Origin of the sequence: Paraburkholderia sp. SOS3, from assembly GCF_001922345.1 — a bacterium.
GTDB lineage: Bacteria > Pseudomonadota > Gammaproteobacteria > Burkholderiales > Burkholderiaceae > Paraburkholderia.
Window position 1 is genome coordinate 2,548,907 of sequence record NZ_CP018811.1, and the last position, 15,918, is coordinate 2,564,824.

11 protein-coding genes are annotated in these 15,918 nt (G+C 64.5%); 4 read left to right on the plus strand and 7 right to left on the minus strand.

From position 1 onward, the window contains the following. Positions 1-74 precede the first annotated feature (74 nt). From BTO02_RS11490 to pdxR, 5 genes are all read right to left on the minus strand, one after another. A complete protein-coding gene (locus tag BTO02_RS11490; protein WP_075157147.1) occupies positions 75-977 on the minus strand; it encodes a LysR family transcriptional regulator in 903 nt (300 codons plus the stop codon). A 446-nt stretch (positions 978-1,423) separates the two neighbouring features. Continuing rightward, complete coding sequence (locus tag BTO02_RS11495) at positions 1,424-1,801, minus strand: hypothetical protein (RefSeq protein WP_075157148.1); 378 nt, start codon at positions 1,799-1,801, stop codon at positions 1,424-1,426. Positions 1,802-1,906: 105 nt separating this feature from the next. After that, on the minus strand, positions 1,907-3,355 hold the full coding sequence (locus tag BTO02_RS11500) for an NAD(P)/FAD-dependent oxidoreductase (protein ID WP_232243335.1): 1,449 nt from the start codon (positions 3,353-3,355) through the stop codon (positions 1,907-1,909). A gap of 20 nt (positions 3,356-3,375) precedes the next feature. After that, entirely contained in the window at positions 3,376-3,780 is a 405-nt protein-coding gene (locus tag BTO02_RS11505; protein ID WP_075157149.1) for a nuclear transport factor 2 family protein, read from the minus strand. A 142-nt stretch (positions 3,781-3,922) separates the two neighbouring features. After that, complete coding sequence (gene pdxR / locus BTO02_RS11510) at positions 3,923-5,476, minus strand: MocR-like pyridoxine biosynthesis transcription factor PdxR (protein ID WP_075157150.1); 1,554 nt, start codon at positions 5,474-5,476, stop codon at positions 3,923-3,925. Positions 5,477-5,818: 342 nt separating this feature from the next. On the opposite strand from pdxR, the gene tauA reads away from it, so the two are divergent. The 4 genes from tauA to BTO02_RS11530 are packed head-to-tail and all read left to right on the plus strand — an operon-like array spanning position 5,819 to position 8,934. Continuing rightward, positions 5,819-6,799 (plus strand): taurine ABC transporter substrate-binding protein, encoded by a 981-nt coding sequence (gene tauA, locus BTO02_RS11515; RefSeq protein ID WP_075157151.1) that lies wholly within the window; start codon positions 5,819-5,821, stop codon positions 6,797-6,799. Positions 6,800-6,845: 46 nt separating this feature from the next. Beyond that, positions 6,846-7,661, plus strand: coding sequence for a taurine ABC transporter ATP-binding protein (locus tag BTO02_RS11520; protein ID WP_075157152.1), 816 nt, complete (start codon positions 6,846-6,848; stop codon positions 7,659-7,661). Then, positions 7,654-8,574 carry an ABC transporter permease subunit gene (locus tag BTO02_RS11525; protein WP_083615087.1) on the plus strand — a complete coding sequence of 307 codons (921 nt, stop codon included), beginning with the start codon at positions 7,654-7,656 and terminating at the stop codon, positions 8,572-8,574. Before BTO02_RS11520 ends, BTO02_RS11525 begins: the two co-directional genes overlap by 8 nt. Before the next feature lie 15 nt (positions 8,575-8,589). Beyond that, complete coding sequence (locus BTO02_RS11530; RefSeq protein ID WP_075157153.1) at positions 8,590-8,934, plus strand: GNAT family N-acetyltransferase; 345 nt, start codon at positions 8,590-8,592, stop codon at positions 8,932-8,934. Positions 8,935-8,938: 4 nt separating this feature from the next. Here BTO02_RS11530 and BTO02_RS11535 read toward each other — a convergent pair whose 3' ends face one another. Further along, the gene (locus tag BTO02_RS11535; protein WP_232243336.1) at positions 8,939-14,470 is read right to left on the minus strand and encodes a trifunctional serine/threonine-protein kinase/ATP-binding protein/sensor histidine kinase; all 5,532 of its coding nucleotides are present in this window, start codon (positions 14,468-14,470) and stop codon (positions 8,939-8,941) included. 424 nt (positions 14,471-14,894) lie between these two features. Continuing rightward, on the minus strand, positions 14,895-15,869 hold the full coding sequence (motB, locus tag BTO02_RS11540) for a flagellar motor protein MotB (protein ID WP_075157155.1): 975 nt from the start codon (positions 15,867-15,869) through the stop codon (positions 14,895-14,897). Positions 15,870-15,918: the final 49 nt, after the last annotated feature.

Consider the following 15,918-nt stretch of genomic DNA (forward strand, 5'->3'; position numbering starts at 1 on the left):
CCCTTGGCCACAGTTGACTCGTGCATCAGATGCAGCAATTCAACGGGATCGACGCGCGATGGGTGGCGGGCGGACTACCAGGGCTGGACCTTGAACCTGTCGACGATCCAGTCGATGAAGACGCGCGTTTTGAGCGGTGTGTAACGCGCGGACGGACGAACGAGGTGGACACCTCCGCCGTGAGTAAACTGCCAGTCGGACAGGATCGGCACGAGCTGGCCGCTGGCGAGTTCGTCGACGATCAGCCAGCGGGCGCAGACCGTGATGCCGATACCCGCTACAGCGGCACAGACGAGACTGGACGAATCGTCGGCCGTCATCCGGAACGGGAGGCGCACGGTATGCACTGTGTCGCCGTTGCGGAACTTCCATTCCGGGTAGCCTTCGAGTCGCGGATTGGCGAGACAGACATGCATAGCCAGCTGATCAGGCGTTTCGGGCGTGCCATGCTGCGCAAGATAGGCACGCGACGCGACCGCGAGGCGCTCGTTCGATGCAAGCTGGCGGGCAATCAGCCGGCTGTCGGACAGATTGCCGAGGCGAATCGCAAGATCGAAGCGCTCGTGGATCAGATCGACGTAACGGTCGGAGTATTCGGCTTCGATGGTCACCTTCGGATAGGCCGCGAGGAACCCGGGTAGCAGCGGCGCGATACGGCGCTGGCCGAAGGTGGCCGGGAGTGCGATACGTAGCGAACCCGAGGCGATGCTGCTGGTCTCGGTGGCTTCGTTGCGGGCCTCTTCCATCATCGATAGGGCCGAACGCATGCGGCGATACAAGAGATTACCCGCTTCGGTCGGCGCAAGACGGCGGGTGCTGCGTTCAAGCAGACGGGTAGCGAGACGTGCTTCGAGCGCGCTGACCCGCCGGGAAACGATGGATGCGTCGCGGTTCAGCACATCGCTCGCCGCGGCAAAGCTTCCCCCCTCGAATGTTGCGAGAAATGCCAGTACTTCATCGAATTCGGCGCCGTCCATTTCAGCTCCATAGTTGTTCGACAGGATGGAGCCACCGAGCTCCCAGGTTTCGATTATCTCCAGTCCGACTGGAGACTGAGGTCGCCAGCCAGCTGATTGCAGACCGCTCTACCGCCAATAACGGTAACCGCGGCGCCGTCCCCACCCGTATCTTCAGTTTGTTCGCTGTCCGCGCACAGGTGCAAGTCGACGCTTGTTACTTTCATGTCATTCACGCTGACATGCGGCCCCGTGAGCCCGCAAGTTACATCCCAATTGCTTGCGTTGCTCGTTGTCCGTCGGCCCCACATGATAGGCACGTCCGACTGCCCGCGTCCGGCGCCCGAACTTTCAAATTCCATCGAATCGGCTCGTTGCACGTCGGCATCGAAGCTGCTTTCGCGCTATGTGTTCCGCGCGACGATACAACGCGACGATTTAGTAGCGTCAGAGATCGAACTCGAAGTCTACGTTTGAACTGGATTCGCACACTCGCCAAGCGCGCCGGAGATGTTTTCCATCCAGTCGAGCGTTTGCTCCCAGTCCGGCGTGTCGCGAGAGCGCGCGCAGAAGATGCGCACACGCGGATGCAGCAGCGCACGACGCGATTCACGCTGAAACGACGGAGCCGTCCACTCATGCAACGGATCGGCTTGCGTATCGCCGAACGCTTCACGCGCGCGATCGCGGACTGAATCGGCATCGACGACTTGCGCCAGCGGATTGAATCCCACGATGCTTTCGCGCGCGAGTCGCCGTTGTTCCGCACTGGCGAGATCGAGCTTCGTCATCGCGATTGTGTGCGCTGCGCCGAGTTGCGCGGCAACGTTGTCGAACTCGTCCACGTCGAGCGGCGGCCGATCCGCTCGAACGCGCTCTCCGTTATCGACCCGCAACGGCCCTGACCCAAACCCGCCGCACGCACCTCGCACGAGGCATTCACGCCCGCCCTATCGCTTCTCGTCGCGCACGAAATACCAGTGGTACAACATCCGCTGCCCGACGCGCCTGAACGGCGCAAACATATGCGGCGGCAACGGCGACGTGAAGATCGGCAAGGTCTGCCGTGCGCCCTTGCCCGCAATCCGCTCGGCAAGACGCCGCCCGGCCTGCGACGAATACGACACGCCGTTGCCGCCATAACCGAGCGCGTAATACACCGCCTGCCGCGGATCAGGCTGAAATACGCGCGGCATCATATCGTGGCTCACGTCGACCCAGCCCCACCACGAATAGTCGATGCCGATGCCCTGCAGCGCCGGAAACTTGCGCTGCAGTCCGTGCACGAGCAGTTCGAAGTGCCGCGGATGCGGCGCGTCGCGACCCGTGATCGCGCTGCGGCTGCCGATCTGCACGCGGTTATCGGGCAGCTTGCGGTAATAGAAGCGCAGCGTGCGCGTATCGGTCAGCACCTGGGTCGTGCGGAAATTGCATGCGTCCAGTTCCGATGCCGTGAGCGGCCGCGTGACCATCGAGTTCGACAGGATCGGCATCACCTTGCCGTGCAATGACGGATGCAGACCCGGCGCCGTATAAGCGCCCGTCGCGATGCCGACCGCACGCGCGCGCACAATACCGCCCGGCGTGCGCAGATGATGCACGTCGCCCACCGTTTCCCAACCGGTCACAGGGCTCGCCGTATGCACCTTCGCGCCCGCCTCGCGCGCGAGCCGCAAGTAACCGTAGGCAAGCTTGAGCGGATGAATGCCGATGCCCTCGGGCTCGTGCAGCGCGCCGGCCGCCTCCGCATCGTTCACATAGTCGCGGCGAAACGCCTCGGCGCCGAGCAGCTCGGACGGGTAGCCGAACACGTCCTTCCAGACCTTCGCCTCGGCCGCGAGCTTTTCCATGATGCGCGGCCGGTGAGCGATCAGAAAATGGCCGCCCGGCTGCGGATCGCAATCGATCGATGCGACGAGCGACTTGAAGGTGTCGAAGCCCTCGCGAATCTCGTCGTGCATTTTCAGCGCGACGTCCTTGCCCCAGCGCTCGATCCATTGCGAACGCGACAGCCGCCCCGACGCATTCTGCCCTTGCCCGCCGTTGCGGCTGCTGCAACCCCAGCTGACGCGGTTGGCCTCGAGCACGACGGCGCGAATACCATGCTCGCGCGCAAGGAACAGCGCCGTGCACAGGCCCGTATAACCGCCGCCGATAATCGCCACGTCGACATCCATATCGCGCGTCACCGGCCCGTCGTCGGGCGGTGCAGCACCGGCCGTCGCCGCCCAGTAGGTCGGCGCGTACTGCTTGCCTTGCCCCGGCCCAGGCGAGACGAGCGGGTCGTAGGTCGGATCGTATTGCGCATAACCGTCGCTGCCGCCGTCGCTGCCGTCACCGCTGCCGCCGCGAACCACGGGCGAGCCCCGCTCGCCGAAATGAATCACACCATGTTTCATGCGGGTTCTCCTCGTGCGCGTCAGGCCGGCTGTTGCGGACGGTCCTTGCGGAAGGCCCGTTTCACCGCGATCAGACCGTCGCGAAACTCGAACAGGTCGCAGCCTTCGGCCTCGATGCGAAAACCTTGCGCATGCGTGCCGCTGAACACCCATTCGGAGACGCCGCGATGACCCGCCACCCAATGCCTGCCGTGTCCCCAATGCGCGTCTGGAAACGTTCTGAAGACCGCTTCGAAGGCGGCACGCACGGCGTCCTTGCCAACGTGACGCGTGCCGTGCACCTCGTTTCCGCCCGCTGCGTCGAAGACGCAGTCGTCGGTCATGAAGTCCATCAGCGCGGCGGCGTCGTGGCGGTTGAAGGCGTCGGAAAAAGCGGCGAGCGTGTCGGCCGTGACGGCCGGCGCTCGATCGAGCGTGTCGGGCATACCGTGTCTCCAGTGGAATGGCTGCAAAGCCGCACTGCGTTGCGCGGTGCGTGCGATGGCACTGTCGACACGTTAGGTAAGGCGCGCGCGCGGCGGTAGTTCCAGTTGGACGGATTCGCCTGGGCCAGCAATGAAAATCTGTTCAGTGCTCCTGCGATGCGCAGGTCTCGCGCATGACCTCCGCGAGCACCTGGACGCCCGCATCGATCTTCTCGGGCTTGATCGCCGAAAAGCCCATCCGGAAGCACCGTTGCTGCTCGAACCCGGCCATAAAGAACACATTGCCCGGTTCGATCAGCACGCTGCGCGCTTGCGCATCGGCGGCAAGGCGCGCCGCGTCGAGCCCGGGCGGCCCTTCGACCCAGCACGACGCACCGCCCGTGACCGGCACGTAGCGCGCATCGGGCATATGCGCATCAAGCGCCGCCATCAGCAACTGCGCGCGTTCGCGGTACGCATGCGCGAGCTTGCGCAGCAACGTATCGTGATGCCCGAGCGCCAGAAAATTGGCGAACGCGCGCTGGATCAGCGCCGCCGGATGACGCACCATGAGCCGCCGCAATGCGCGCAGTTCGCGGATCAGATCGCGCGGGCCCACCACGTAGCCGAGGCGCAGCCCCGGCGCAAAGGTCTTCGACAGACTGCCGATGTAAATCACGCGATCCGCCGTATCGAGGCTCTTTAGCGCCGGATGCGGCGCGCCGGTGAAGTTGTTCTCGCTTTCGTAGTCGTCCTCGATCACGACGAAGTCGTGCAGCTGCGCGAGCTTCAGCAGCGCGCGGCGCCGCTCGATCGGCATCGTCACCGACGTCGGGCACTGGTGGCTCGGCGTCACGTACACATAGTCGCATTGCGCGAGCACGTCGCGGTCTGCGTCGGTGCGCACGCCGCCGCCGTCCACCGCGAGCGGCAGGAGCCGCGCATTGCGCGTCAGAAAAATATTGCGCGCATCGGGATAACCGGGGTTTTCGAAGCCTACCGTCGTACTCTCGTTCGCGAGCAGGTCCGCCACGAGGTACAGCGCCTGCTGCGCGCCGATCGTCACGACAATCTCATCGGGCTTCGCGAACACGCCGCGGCGCGGCAGTACGCGCGTGCAGATCTGCTGGATCAATCCTTCGTCGTCGCGCTCGATCAGATCGGGCGCCCAGTTGCGAATTTCCATGACCGACAGCGCCTTGATACAGCACTCGCGCCAGTCGTTGGTCGGAAACAGCGCCTGGTCGAACTGCCCGTAAATGAACGGATACGCGTAGTTCTGCCAGTTGCGCGGCTTCACGATGTTGCGTTGCGTCGAAGGCGGCCGCGGCACGCGCCGGCTCCAGTCCGGACGCGCGCCGGCGTCGGCATGGTCCGCCGGCTGCGCATTGGCCGCATCGTCACCGGCTTCGCGCCACCGCGCGAAGTCGTGCTGCCCCTCGAGCATCGATGGATTCACGAAATGGCCGCTGCGCTCGCGCGAGATCAGATAGCCTTCTTCGACGAGCTGCTGATACGCAAGCACCACCGTGTTGCGCGCGACGCCAAGCTGGTCGGCCAGTTCGCGGCTCGACGGCAGCGCATGCCCCGGCATCAGCTGGCCGTCGAGGATGGAAGCGACCAGCATCTGCCGGATCTGCGCCTGCAGACTCAGGTTCGGCTCGGGCGAACGCTCGAAGCGCTGGGTCCAAAGAACCGACGAGGCCCGGCTAGGCATGCTTTCTCCTGATGGCGCACCGTTCGAGTGCACGAAAAAACCGCGGGAAAACCCGTGGGAAACCCGCGCACACGCTGTGCGGCAGGCTCGATGTGGACTCAACGATCGTCGCCGTCTGGCACTAACTTGAGCCGATCACTAATGACGATACTCGAAACAATCCGTTTCGAACGATTGGGGCAACCCCGGTCGATGCGGGCGAAATCCGGTATCGCGCGTATATACCCATCAGGAGACCTGCCCATGAATGCCCTACTTGCCCGGCTTTCCCGCAGTGGTTTCAAACGACCGCATCGAGGCCGACGGAATCTGTTCCATTTCGTGCGCTGTCTCGCAGTCGCGATGCTCGCGGCGCTCGCCGCTCACGCATCGTACGCCGAAGACAAGGAAGTGACGATCGCGTACCAGCAGATCGTGGACCCATGGGTCGTCGCGATTGCCAACGGCTCGATCGAAAAAGCGACCGGCTACAAGATCAACTGGCGGCAGTTCGAATCGGGCGCCAAAGTGGCGACGGCGATGGCCTCCGGGGACATCAAGGTCGGCGTGATCGGCTCGAGCCCGCTCGCCGCGGCCGTGAGCCAGGGCGTCGACCTGCAGCTCTTCTGGATTCTCGACGGCATCAACGAAGCCGAGGCGCTCGTCGTGCGCAACGGCGCGAACATCACGAAGCCGGCGGATCTGAAAGGCAAGACGGTCGGGGTGCCGTTCGTCTCGACGACGCACTATCACATGATGTTTGCCCTGCAGCACTTCGGCATCAACCCGTCGAGCCTGAAAATCCTCAATATGCAGCCGAATCAGATCGTCGCCGCCTGGGAACGCGGCGACATCGATGCCGCCTATGTGTGGAATCCCGCCCTGGCGGAACTGAAGAAAAGCGGCAAGGTGCTGATTACGTCGGGCGAGCTGTCGAAGCTCGGCAAACCCACGTTCGACGGGATTGCGGTCGATCGCAAATGGGGCGAGGATCATAAGGACTTCATGGCGAAATTCGTGAAGGCGATCGCCGATGCGGACGAGCAGTATCGCAAGAATCCGTCGGCCTGGAACGCGCAATCGCCGCAGGCCGCGGCGATTGCGAAGACCATCGGCGGGTCGCCCGCCGACGTGCCGGAGGCGCTGTCGCTCTACGCGTACCCGACGCTCGCCGAACAGGCGTCGCAGCAGTGGCTAGGGGGCGGCAACGCAAGCCGCGCGGCGTTCGCCTTGAAAGACACGTCGACTTTTCTGAAGGACCAGCATCAGATTGGCACCGTGCAGCCCGACTACGCGAAATTCGTGACCCCGGCGTATGTCGAGGCCGCGATGAAGCTCAAGTGAACGCGGCACATCGCGTACCGACCGCTGCCGCACATCAGGAGGCAATATGGAAAGCATGAGAGTCAGGAACGTGAGCGTGGTCTTCCCGGGCCGCACGCCCGGGCAGACCGTGCAGGCGCTCGATGACATCAACCTGACGATCAACTCGGGAGACTTCGTCGTCGCGCTCGGCGCATCGGGCTGCGGCAAGACGACGCTGCTCTCGCTGATGGCGGGCTTCATCTCGCCGACCCAAGGCGAATTGCTGCTCGGCGGCGAAAAGATCTGCGGACCGGGCGCCGATCGCGGCGTCGTGTTCCAGAAGCACGCGCTGCTGCCGTGGCTCAACGTGATCGACAACGCCGAGTTCGGCCTCAAGCTGCAAGGCGTGCCGAAAGCGACGCGCCATGAAATCGCCGTGCGCAACCTCGCGCTGGTCGGCTTGCAGGACTTTCACAAGCACATGATCTATCAGCTCTCGGGCGGCATGCAGCAGCGCGTGGGCATCGCGCGTGCCCTCACCTGCGACCCCGCGATGCTGCTGATGGACGAGCCGATGGCCGCGCTCGACGCGCTGACGCGCGAAACGATTCAGGAACTGCTGCTCGACGTCTGGCGACAGACGAACAAGATGTTCTTCTTCATCACGCATAGCGTGGAAGAAGCGCTCTTTCTCGCGAGCCGTCTCGTCGTGATGTCGCCGCGGCCCGGCCGCATCACGCACACGTACGACCTCGATTTCAATCGACGCTTTCTCGAAACGCGCGACGCGCGGTCGATCAAATCGAGTCCCGACTTCATCGCGATGCGCGAGCGCGTGCTCAGCATCATCTACGGCGATGAGAAAACGCATGAGGCCGAAAACGAGGTGACGCATGTTTAGTTCGAAGTTGGGACAGACGCTGACGCACGATCACGCCGCACCGGACAGCCGCGACAGCGCGGCCCCGCCGCCGCGCAAACCGGTGCGCCGCTCGCGCGTGCTCGCCAGGAAGCCCGTCAAGCCGGGCGAGTCGTTCGGCGTGCCGGGGCAAGGCAGCAGCCTGGCGATCAGCCTCCTCACCGTCATCGCGTTCGTCGGCTTGTGGTTTATCGCAACCAATCTCCACTGGATCAAGCCGCTCTTCTTACCGTCGCCGCAGGCGGTCTACCAGAAGTTTCTCTATGTCGCGACCGAGGGTTTCGCGAACTCGACGCTTGCGCAACACACGGGCATCAGTCTCCTGCGCGTGTTCGGCGCGTTTCTGCTCGCCTGCGTGACGGCCATTCCGATCGGCATTCTGATGGGCGTGACGCGTCTTGCGCGCGGCGTGTTCGACCCGCCGATCGAGTTCTACCGGCCATTGCCTCCGCTCGCGTATTTGCCGCTCATCATCATCTGGTTCGGCATCGGCGAATTTTCGAAGATCCTGCTGATCTACCTCGCCATCTTCGCGCCGCTCGCGATCGCGGCGCGCGCGGGCGTGCGCTCGGTATCGATCGAGCAGATTCATGCGGCGTACTCGATGGGCGCGTCGCGCACGCAGGTGGTGTTCCACGTGATCCTCAAGGCCGCGTTGCCCGAGATCTTCACGGGCATGCGCATCGGCATCGGCGTCGGCTGGACGACGCTGGTGGCCGCCGAAATGGTCGCCTCGACGAGCGGTCTCGGCTTTATGGTGCTCAACGCCGCGGAGTTTCTGTCGAGCGACGTGGTGATCATGGGCATCATCGTGATCGGCTTCTTTGCGCTTTGCTTCGACCTGCTGATGCGCTACGTCGAAAAAGTGCTCGTGCCGTGGAAAGGAAAAGTCTGAAAGCGGCCTGAGCCGATGCACGTCTATCTGTTCAAGGACCGCAGCGCCCGTACGATCGCGATCGAGTTCGACGAACGCACCGGCCGCGCCCTTGCCTGGCATCGCGATCAGCTGGCCGGCTGGCTCGATTTCGAGTCCGTTGCCGGCACGCCGGGCGGCGCGCGGGCCGCGCTCGTCGATCTGTTCGTCGAACCGGCGTTCAGACGCTCGGGCATCGCGCATACGTTGCTCGCGCATCTGTGCGCCGAGATCGACGGACCGATCGAGGTCGATGCGCCGGCCGGCGCGCACGGTGTCGAATTCCGCTCGCTGTGCCGCAACCTCGCGTGCGAGGGGCTGATCGTCGCGCGGTCGCGCTAGCCGGTCAGTTGGTCAGGTCGCCGTCTTCCGCTGCAGTTGCGCCGGCCGGAACCGAAAACTCGAACACCGCGCCATGCGGCACGTTCGCGCTGACCTCGAGCGTGCCGCCATGCGCTTCGATGATCGACCGGCAAATCGAAAGACCCATGCCGAGCCCGCTATCCTTGGTCGTATAGAACGGCGCAAACAGCCGGTCCGCATTCGCCGACGGCACGCCCGGCCCCGAATCGCCGACGGCGACCCGCACGGCGCCCGGCTCGCCGCTGCGCGTGCTGATCGTCAGCTCGCGCCGCCGGCCGTCGACTGCGCTCATCGCCTCGATCGCGTTGACGATCAGGTTCATCATGACCTGCTGCAATTGCACGCGATCGCCGGTCACGAGCGGCAATCCCTCGGCCAGCCGCAGCACGACGCACACGCCGTCCTTCTCGGCCTCGCCGCGCGTCAGCGCGACGACTTCGCGAATCGTGTCGTTGATGCGCAGCGTTTCCCTGCAGGTCGGCGCGTTCCTGACGAGACCATGAATGCGGTTCATCACGTCGCTCGCGCGCATCGCATCGTGAACGATGCGCTCGAGCACCTCGCGCACTTCGCCGAGCTCGGGCGGCACGCGATCGAGCCAGCGCAGGCCGGCCGATGCATTGGTGGCCGCCGACGCGATCGGCTGCTTGATTTCATGGCTGATCGACGCAGCAAGCTGCCCCATCGTCGTCACGCGATTCGCATGCGCGAGTTCGCGCTGCATTTCGCGCGCATTCTGCTCGGCTTGCCGCCGCTCGCTGAGGTCGAGCACGAACGCCACGCCGCGGCTGCCGTCTTCTTCGAACATCGCGATGCCGATCATCACCGGCACGCGGCTGCCGTCCTTGCGCAAGTACTCTTTTTCGATCGGCTGCAGCATGCCCGTGGCGCGCAACATGGGCACCCACAGGCGGCGGTCGCGCTCGAGCCAGTCGGGCGGCGTGAGATCCATCCAGCTCAGACGCCCCGAAACGAGATCGTCGCGGTCGTAGCGGACAATGCGCAGAAAGGCGTCGTTCGCTTCGAGAATGGTGCCTTCGAGCGCGAAGATAAAGATGCCGACGATATTCGCGTCGACCAGACGGCGAATCTTGCCTTCGCGCTCGGCCAGATCGGCGTACAGGCGTGCATTTTCGAGCGCGATCGCCGACTGCGACGCAAGCAGTTTAAGCACCGCGACGCGCGCAGGCGCGAAAACGCGCGGCGCGAGATGGTTCTCGAGATACAGCACGCCGATCAGCTTCGCTCGCGCAAGCAGCGGCAGGCAAAGAATCGAGCGCGACTGCCGCTCGCGAATATAAGGGTCCGCCGAAAAGAAGTTCTCCGCGCACGCATCGTCGAGTATCACGCAATCGCGCGAATGCAGCGCGTAGTTAAGCACCGATTGCGGCAGGTCCGACGCATGCGCGACGCGATCGCCGATCCCGACCACCACCGCGCGCTCGCCGACCGACGCCTCGGCGGCGATGCGCGCCTCGGCGCCATGCAACACCACGAGCAACCCGCGTTCGGCGCCGGCCTGCTCGATCGCCGAACGCATCAGTACGTCGAGCATCTTTTCCAGCACGATCTCGCCCGAGACCGCTTGCGACACCTTGATCACCGTAGCGAGATCCAGATAGTCGACCGGCGCGCCGATCGTCGCCGCTGCCGCGACTGCATGCGCTGCTTCGCCGGCGAGTTCCGGGTACGACTCGTCGAGTTGCCGGACCTTGCCGTCTGCACCCCAGCGAAAGTAGCCGTATCGCGCATCGCGCAGATAGGCGCGGCCGATCCTGTCGAAGCCGCGTGCGAGATAAAAGCGCGCGGCCAGCTCGTTGGCGAGCGCTTCGTTCTGCACGAAGCCATGCTCGCGCGATGAGCGGATCGCTCGTTCGTACAGGTGCATCGCATCGCTTTCGCGGCCTTCGATTCGCGCGATTTCCGCGGCGATCAAGGCGGCGCGATTCTCGAGATTGGCCGGACATTTCTCGGCCCATCGCGCGATCAGGCCATAGTGGCCGGCGATCGCTTCCATTTCGCCGCGGCGCTCGCGCGCGCTCGAGAAATCGCATGAGGCGGCATGCGCGAGCGCCGCATAGAAGTGGTATTCGGCCTGCTCGAAAGAAGCAGGCGATGTCCATAGCAGCGGCGCCGCTTTCGACGCAGCCGCAACGGCTGCGGCTTTGTCGCCGGCGAAAAAGCGCGCCTGCAGCTTGCGAATCCAGTAAATGCAACTGGGGTTGGCGAGCCCCGGAGTCGCCTCCAGATGCTGCTCGAACCGGGACTCGTCGAACTGCGCGTCATCGAACGTTCCAAAACGCGGCGTGAGCCCGCGCATCGTACGGATAAACAGCAGATGGCCCGTCATCACGTCGACGATGAGCCCGAATCGCGTCTTCGACGCATAGTCGAAGCCCCGCTTGCCCTCTTCGTGCACCTGATCGAGCGGATCGCCCGACGCGATCAGGTCGGTCATCAACGAAAAGTGGATGTAGGCCGCGAAGCTCAGGTCGCCCACCTCCACCGCTGCATCGAGCGCTTGCTGCAGCAGCTCGCGGCCGCTGCGAATATGATTCGTCCACGGATTGATGCTGTAGGCGAAATTATTGAAGCAACGCGCCTTGAAGCGGCTCAAACCGGGCCGCGCGGCAAGCTCGAGCGCGAGCTTGCCGAAACCGAACGCAACGTCGTGATCGCCGAAAAATGTGCGCAGGAAAAACCCGAGCAACGAGTACGCGTAGACCGAACCGTTGCTGTTGCCGTGCTCGAAGCTGAGGTTCGCGATACGGCACACCACGAGGCAGCACAGGTTCATATCGGTGAAGTACGCGGCCGGCACGATCTCGGTCAGCACCTCGACAATCGCCTTCGCCGCGGGGTCGGACATCGGCGGCAGCGCGGCCAGCCGATCGAACGGCTGTCTGTCGAGGCGCTTGCGCATCGCGTCGTATTCCGCGAGAACGTCTTGCCATGTCACCGCCGATGGCCACGGCGCGCCGGCGCTGCGCATATAGTCCGACGCCACCTGCACGCTCTCGTCGAACTGGTTGCGCATCGTGTGGAGAATCTCGCGCAGGCTCGCTACCGCGGCGAGATCGGTCAGATTGTTCGCGCGAGCCGCAAGCAGCGACAGGCTGGCTTCGGCCGCGGGGTCGCCCGTGATCAGTTCGCATTCGGCGCGCTGAAGGTCGAGCGCGAACACGAGTTCGTAGTGCGTCTCGCCGCTTTGCGCAGGCAACAGCGCGCGGCCCGCCGCGAAATAGCTGAGCGCCGATACATAAGCCGACGAGGCCTTCGCGCGCTTGCCCGCCATCAGATCGAGGCGCGCCACGCGCTCGCGCTCTCCGTCGGTCGTGATCAGCGGCGCACCCTGGTTCAGCTGATTGACGATCTCGAAGATCGCATCGTCGCGCCGCGCCGGCGGCGTATGCGCGGCGAGCATCCTGCCGATCTGCAGATGCGCCGCGGCACGCGATGCTTCGGGAATCAGCAGATAGGCCGCTTCCTGCACGCGATCGTGCGCAAAGCGGTAGACGCCCGATAATCGCTCGACGAGCTCGAGGCGCAGCGCATCGGACAGATCGGCATGCACGCGTTCCTCCGTGCTGCCGAGCGCAACGGCAAGCAAGCGGATATCGGCGGCATTGCCGATGCAGGCAAGCTGCTGCATCGCGGCCTGCGTGCGCAACGGCAAACGCACGAGCTTGCCGACCATCAGATCGACGACGTTATCGGTATAGCCCTTCGCATCGATCGAATCGAGATCCCAGCACCAGCGCGACACGTCGTGCGAAAAGCGAAGCAGGCCTTCGTCGGCGAGTTCCGCGATGAACTGCCGTGCAAAAAAAGGATTGCCGGCAGTCTTCGTATGCACGAGGTGCGCCAGCGGATCGGCGCTGTGCGGCTCGCAACGCAGCGCATCGGCGACCAGTTGCGACAGGTGTTCGCGCGCGAGCGGCGCGAGCTTCAGTTCGTCGATTTTCGCACCTGCGTGTCCGATCGCGTCGAGCTTTCTGCGCAGCGGATGGCCCGCATCGACTTCGTTGTCGCGATACGCACCGATCAGCAGCAGATGGCGCAGCCCGGAGCGCGTGAGCAGATCGTCGAGCCAGTCGAGCGTGGCTGCATCGAGCCATTGCAGGTCGTCGAGGAACAGCGCGAGCGGGTGCTCGGGCCGCGCGAATACGCCGACGAAGCGCCTGAACACGAGCTGAAAGCGGCGTTGCGCGTCTTGCGGCGCGATGTCGGGCACCGGCGGCTGCTCGCCGATAATGAGTTCGAGCTCGGGCACCACGTCGATCATCAATTGCGCGTTCGGCCCTAACGCGTCGCACAGCGCGAGGCGCCATTCGGCCAGCTCCGCGTCGGATTTCACGAGCAGCGGCCGCACGAGTCCCTGAAACGCCTGCGCGAGCGTCGAGTATGGAATGTCGCGCCGGTACTGGTCGAATTTGCCCGATGCGAACAGGCCGCGCGGCGGCACGAGCACTTTGTGCAGTTCGTTGACGACCGACGACTTGCCGATGCCGGAGTATCCGGTCACCAGCACGAGTTCGGGCGCGCCGCCGTCGACGACGCGATGAAACGCGCCGAGCAGCACGTCGATTTCATGCGCGCGCCCATAGAGCTTTTCGGGAATCACGAGCCTGTCCGGCGTATCGAATTCGCCGGGCGCGAAAGGTTCGATCGAATGCCGCACTTCCCATTGCGCGAGACAGCGCCGCAAATCGCGCTCGACGCCGCCCGCCGTCTGATAGCGCTCCTCGACGGTCTTGGCCAGCAGCTTCATGACGATGGCCGAGAGCGCGCGCGGCATACCCGCGATTCTTTCGTGCGGCGGCACCGGCTTGCGCGCGATATGGCAATGCACCCACTCGATCGGATCGTCCGCGGCAAACGGCAAGGAGCCCGTCAGCATCTGATAGAACATGACGCCGAGCGCATACAGATCGCTGCGCGCATCGATCGAGCGGTTCATGCGGCCCGTCTGTTCCGGGGCCATATAGGCAAGCGTGCCGGCAATCGTCTCGGGCGGCTCGGGCGCCTGGCGCTCGCGCGGCAGGCGCGACGCGATGCCGAAGCCGGTGAGCCGCGCTTCGCCATTCGCGCTGACGAGCACGTTGGACGGCTTCAGGTCCTTATGGACGAGACCCCGTTGATGAACCTTGCCGAGTGCCGCGACGATCGCGATCGCCAGGCGCAGAAAGCGCTCGACCGGAAGCGGCGCCGCGAGCAGCCGCACGAGCGGCTCGCCGCCCGTGTCTTCGAGCAGCAGGAGCGTTTTGCCTCGTTCCCGAACGAGTTCGAGCGGCCGCGCGGCCCACGCGCAATCGAGCTCGTCCTTGAGGCTATGTTCGTGCGCGAGCCGCTCGAGGCTCGCCGGCGTCGGGTGTTCGGCCGTGGGTCTGACCGCCAGCAACGCGACGCGCGCGCCGCTGTGCTGCCGGCACCACATCCGGCACAGAGCCAATTCGCCGTCGCCCCACAACAGCTGGGACTCGCCATCTTCGAGCATGCCGGACCGGAAGGACATCTGAACTGTTCGCTATCAGATCGGATTGCCTTTGTCGGGGCCGATGTGCGATGCAAGTGCACGTATTGAATCGGCGGGGACACGATCGCGCGGGACCGTGGTGAAAGCTAGTCTGCCACAGCTGCAAGCCCTTTGACATGCTGGCTTTCCAGAGCACGAAAGCTGCGTTCTGAACCGGTCGAGGCCGCGACCAGGCCGCGATTTGACCGGCATTAAACTTCAGATCATTGCGCGCCATGCGTTCGCTGTTTCGTTTTTGGAAAGTCCAGTTCCCTTTTTGAGGATGCTCGTCATGTCCGGATCTATCTGAACATCTTCGTGTCTGGACGATGCGGCGCGACCCGCGCAAACAGGCATCCGCCTGAGGCCGTCGTTTGTCAGCGTGCGCGCGCATTCAACGAACATTGCGCGCGCGGTTGCGCGCTTACGGCGCGCGCACGCCGATCACAACCGGCTTGTCGGCCCCCGTTGGGAAGCTGACATCGGCGGCGCCCGCACCGCCTGCGGGCGCGGACGCGACCGCTTCGTTGAAGAACGCGCGCTCGGCCGCCTTGTTCATCACAAGGATGCTGATGCGTCGATTGATCGGCGCATCCGCGACGCCGCGCTCGAGCGGCAGCACGTCGGCGAGGCCGCGCACCTGCAACAGACGCTTTTCGTCGAGATGGCCGGCGACGAGCGCGCGCCGCGCGGCGTTCGCGCGTTCGCTCGACAGCTCCCAGTTCGAGTACCCGGCAGGGCCGCCCGAATATGGCTCCGCATCGGTATGGCCGGAGATCGACAGCCGGTTGTCGACACCGTTGAGCGCGCTGCCGATCTGCAGCAGGATCGCGGCCGCGTAGTCTTCGAGCTTCGCGCTGCCGGTAGCGAACATCGGGCGCTTGAGCGAATCGACCACTTCGATGCGCAATCCCTCGTTCGTGATCGATATGTGGATCTGATCCTTGAACGCTTTCAGTTCAGGCTTCTGTTCGATCAGCACGGAGAGCCGCTGCTTCAGTTGCGACAGCCGGTTCGCCTCGGCCGCTTCGGCACTGATCGAGGCCGGCGCCACGGTTTGCCGCATCGGCGTGCCGCTGCCGGCGCGCGTGCTCGACAGATCGCGGCCGCCGCCTTCGACCACGCTCGAGGCCGCGCTGCCGTTGCCCGATTTGCCGCCCAGCATGCTCGACAGCGGCGTGTTGAAGTAATCCTGAATGCCCTCGCGATCGAACTTCGAGGTCGAGCCGAGCAGCCACATCAACAGGAAGAAGGCCATCATCGCCGTGACGAAGTCCGCATACGCGATCTTCCACGCGCCGCCGTGATGCGCATCGTGTGCGCCTTTCTTCGTGCGCCGCACGATGATCGACGTTGCCGCGCCCGCCGACGGGCGCTCCGGTTTCTGATTTTGAGCCATTGCGATTGCCTCCGTCCTGTTCGCACCGTATGACGGCAGAACCGGGCGG

Excerpts from the sequence above, each read along its gene's own strand:
- BTO02_RS11490 (WP_075157147.1), bottom strand. The coding sequence starts at position 977 with ATGGACGGCGCCGAATTCGATGAAGTACTGGCATTTCTCGCAACATTC.
- BTO02_RS11500 (WP_232243335.1), bottom strand. The coding sequence starts at position 3,355 with ATGAAACATGGTGTGATTCATTTCGGCGAGCGGGGCTCGCCCGTGGTT.
- BTO02_RS11505 (WP_075157149.1), bottom strand. The coding sequence starts at position 3,780 with ATGCCCGACACGCTCGATCGAGCGCCGGCCGTCACGGCCGACACGCTC.
- pdxR (WP_075157150.1), bottom strand. The coding sequence starts at position 5,476 with ATGCCTAGCCGGGCCTCGTCGGTTCTTTGGACCCAGCGCTTCGAGCGT.
- tauA (WP_075157151.1), top strand. The coding sequence starts at position 5,819 with ATGCTCGCGGCGCTCGCCGCTCACGCATCGTACGCCGAAGACAAGGAA.
- BTO02_RS11520 (WP_075157152.1), top strand. The coding sequence starts at position 6,846 with ATGGAAAGCATGAGAGTCAGGAACGTGAGCGTGGTCTTCCCGGGCCGC.
- BTO02_RS11525 (WP_083615087.1), top strand. The coding sequence starts at position 7,654 with ATGTTTAGTTCGAAGTTGGGACAGACGCTGACGCACGATCACGCCGCA.
- BTO02_RS11530 (WP_075157153.1), top strand. The coding sequence starts at position 8,590 with ATGCACGTCTATCTGTTCAAGGACCGCAGCGCCCGTACGATCGCGATC.
- BTO02_RS11535 (WP_232243336.1), bottom strand. The coding sequence starts at position 14,470 with ATGTCCTTCCGGTCCGGCATGCTCGAAGATGGCGAGTCCCAGCTGTTG.
- motB (WP_075157155.1), bottom strand. The coding sequence starts at position 15,869 with ATGGCTCAAAATCAGAAACCGGAGCGCCCGTCGGCGGGCGCGGCAACG.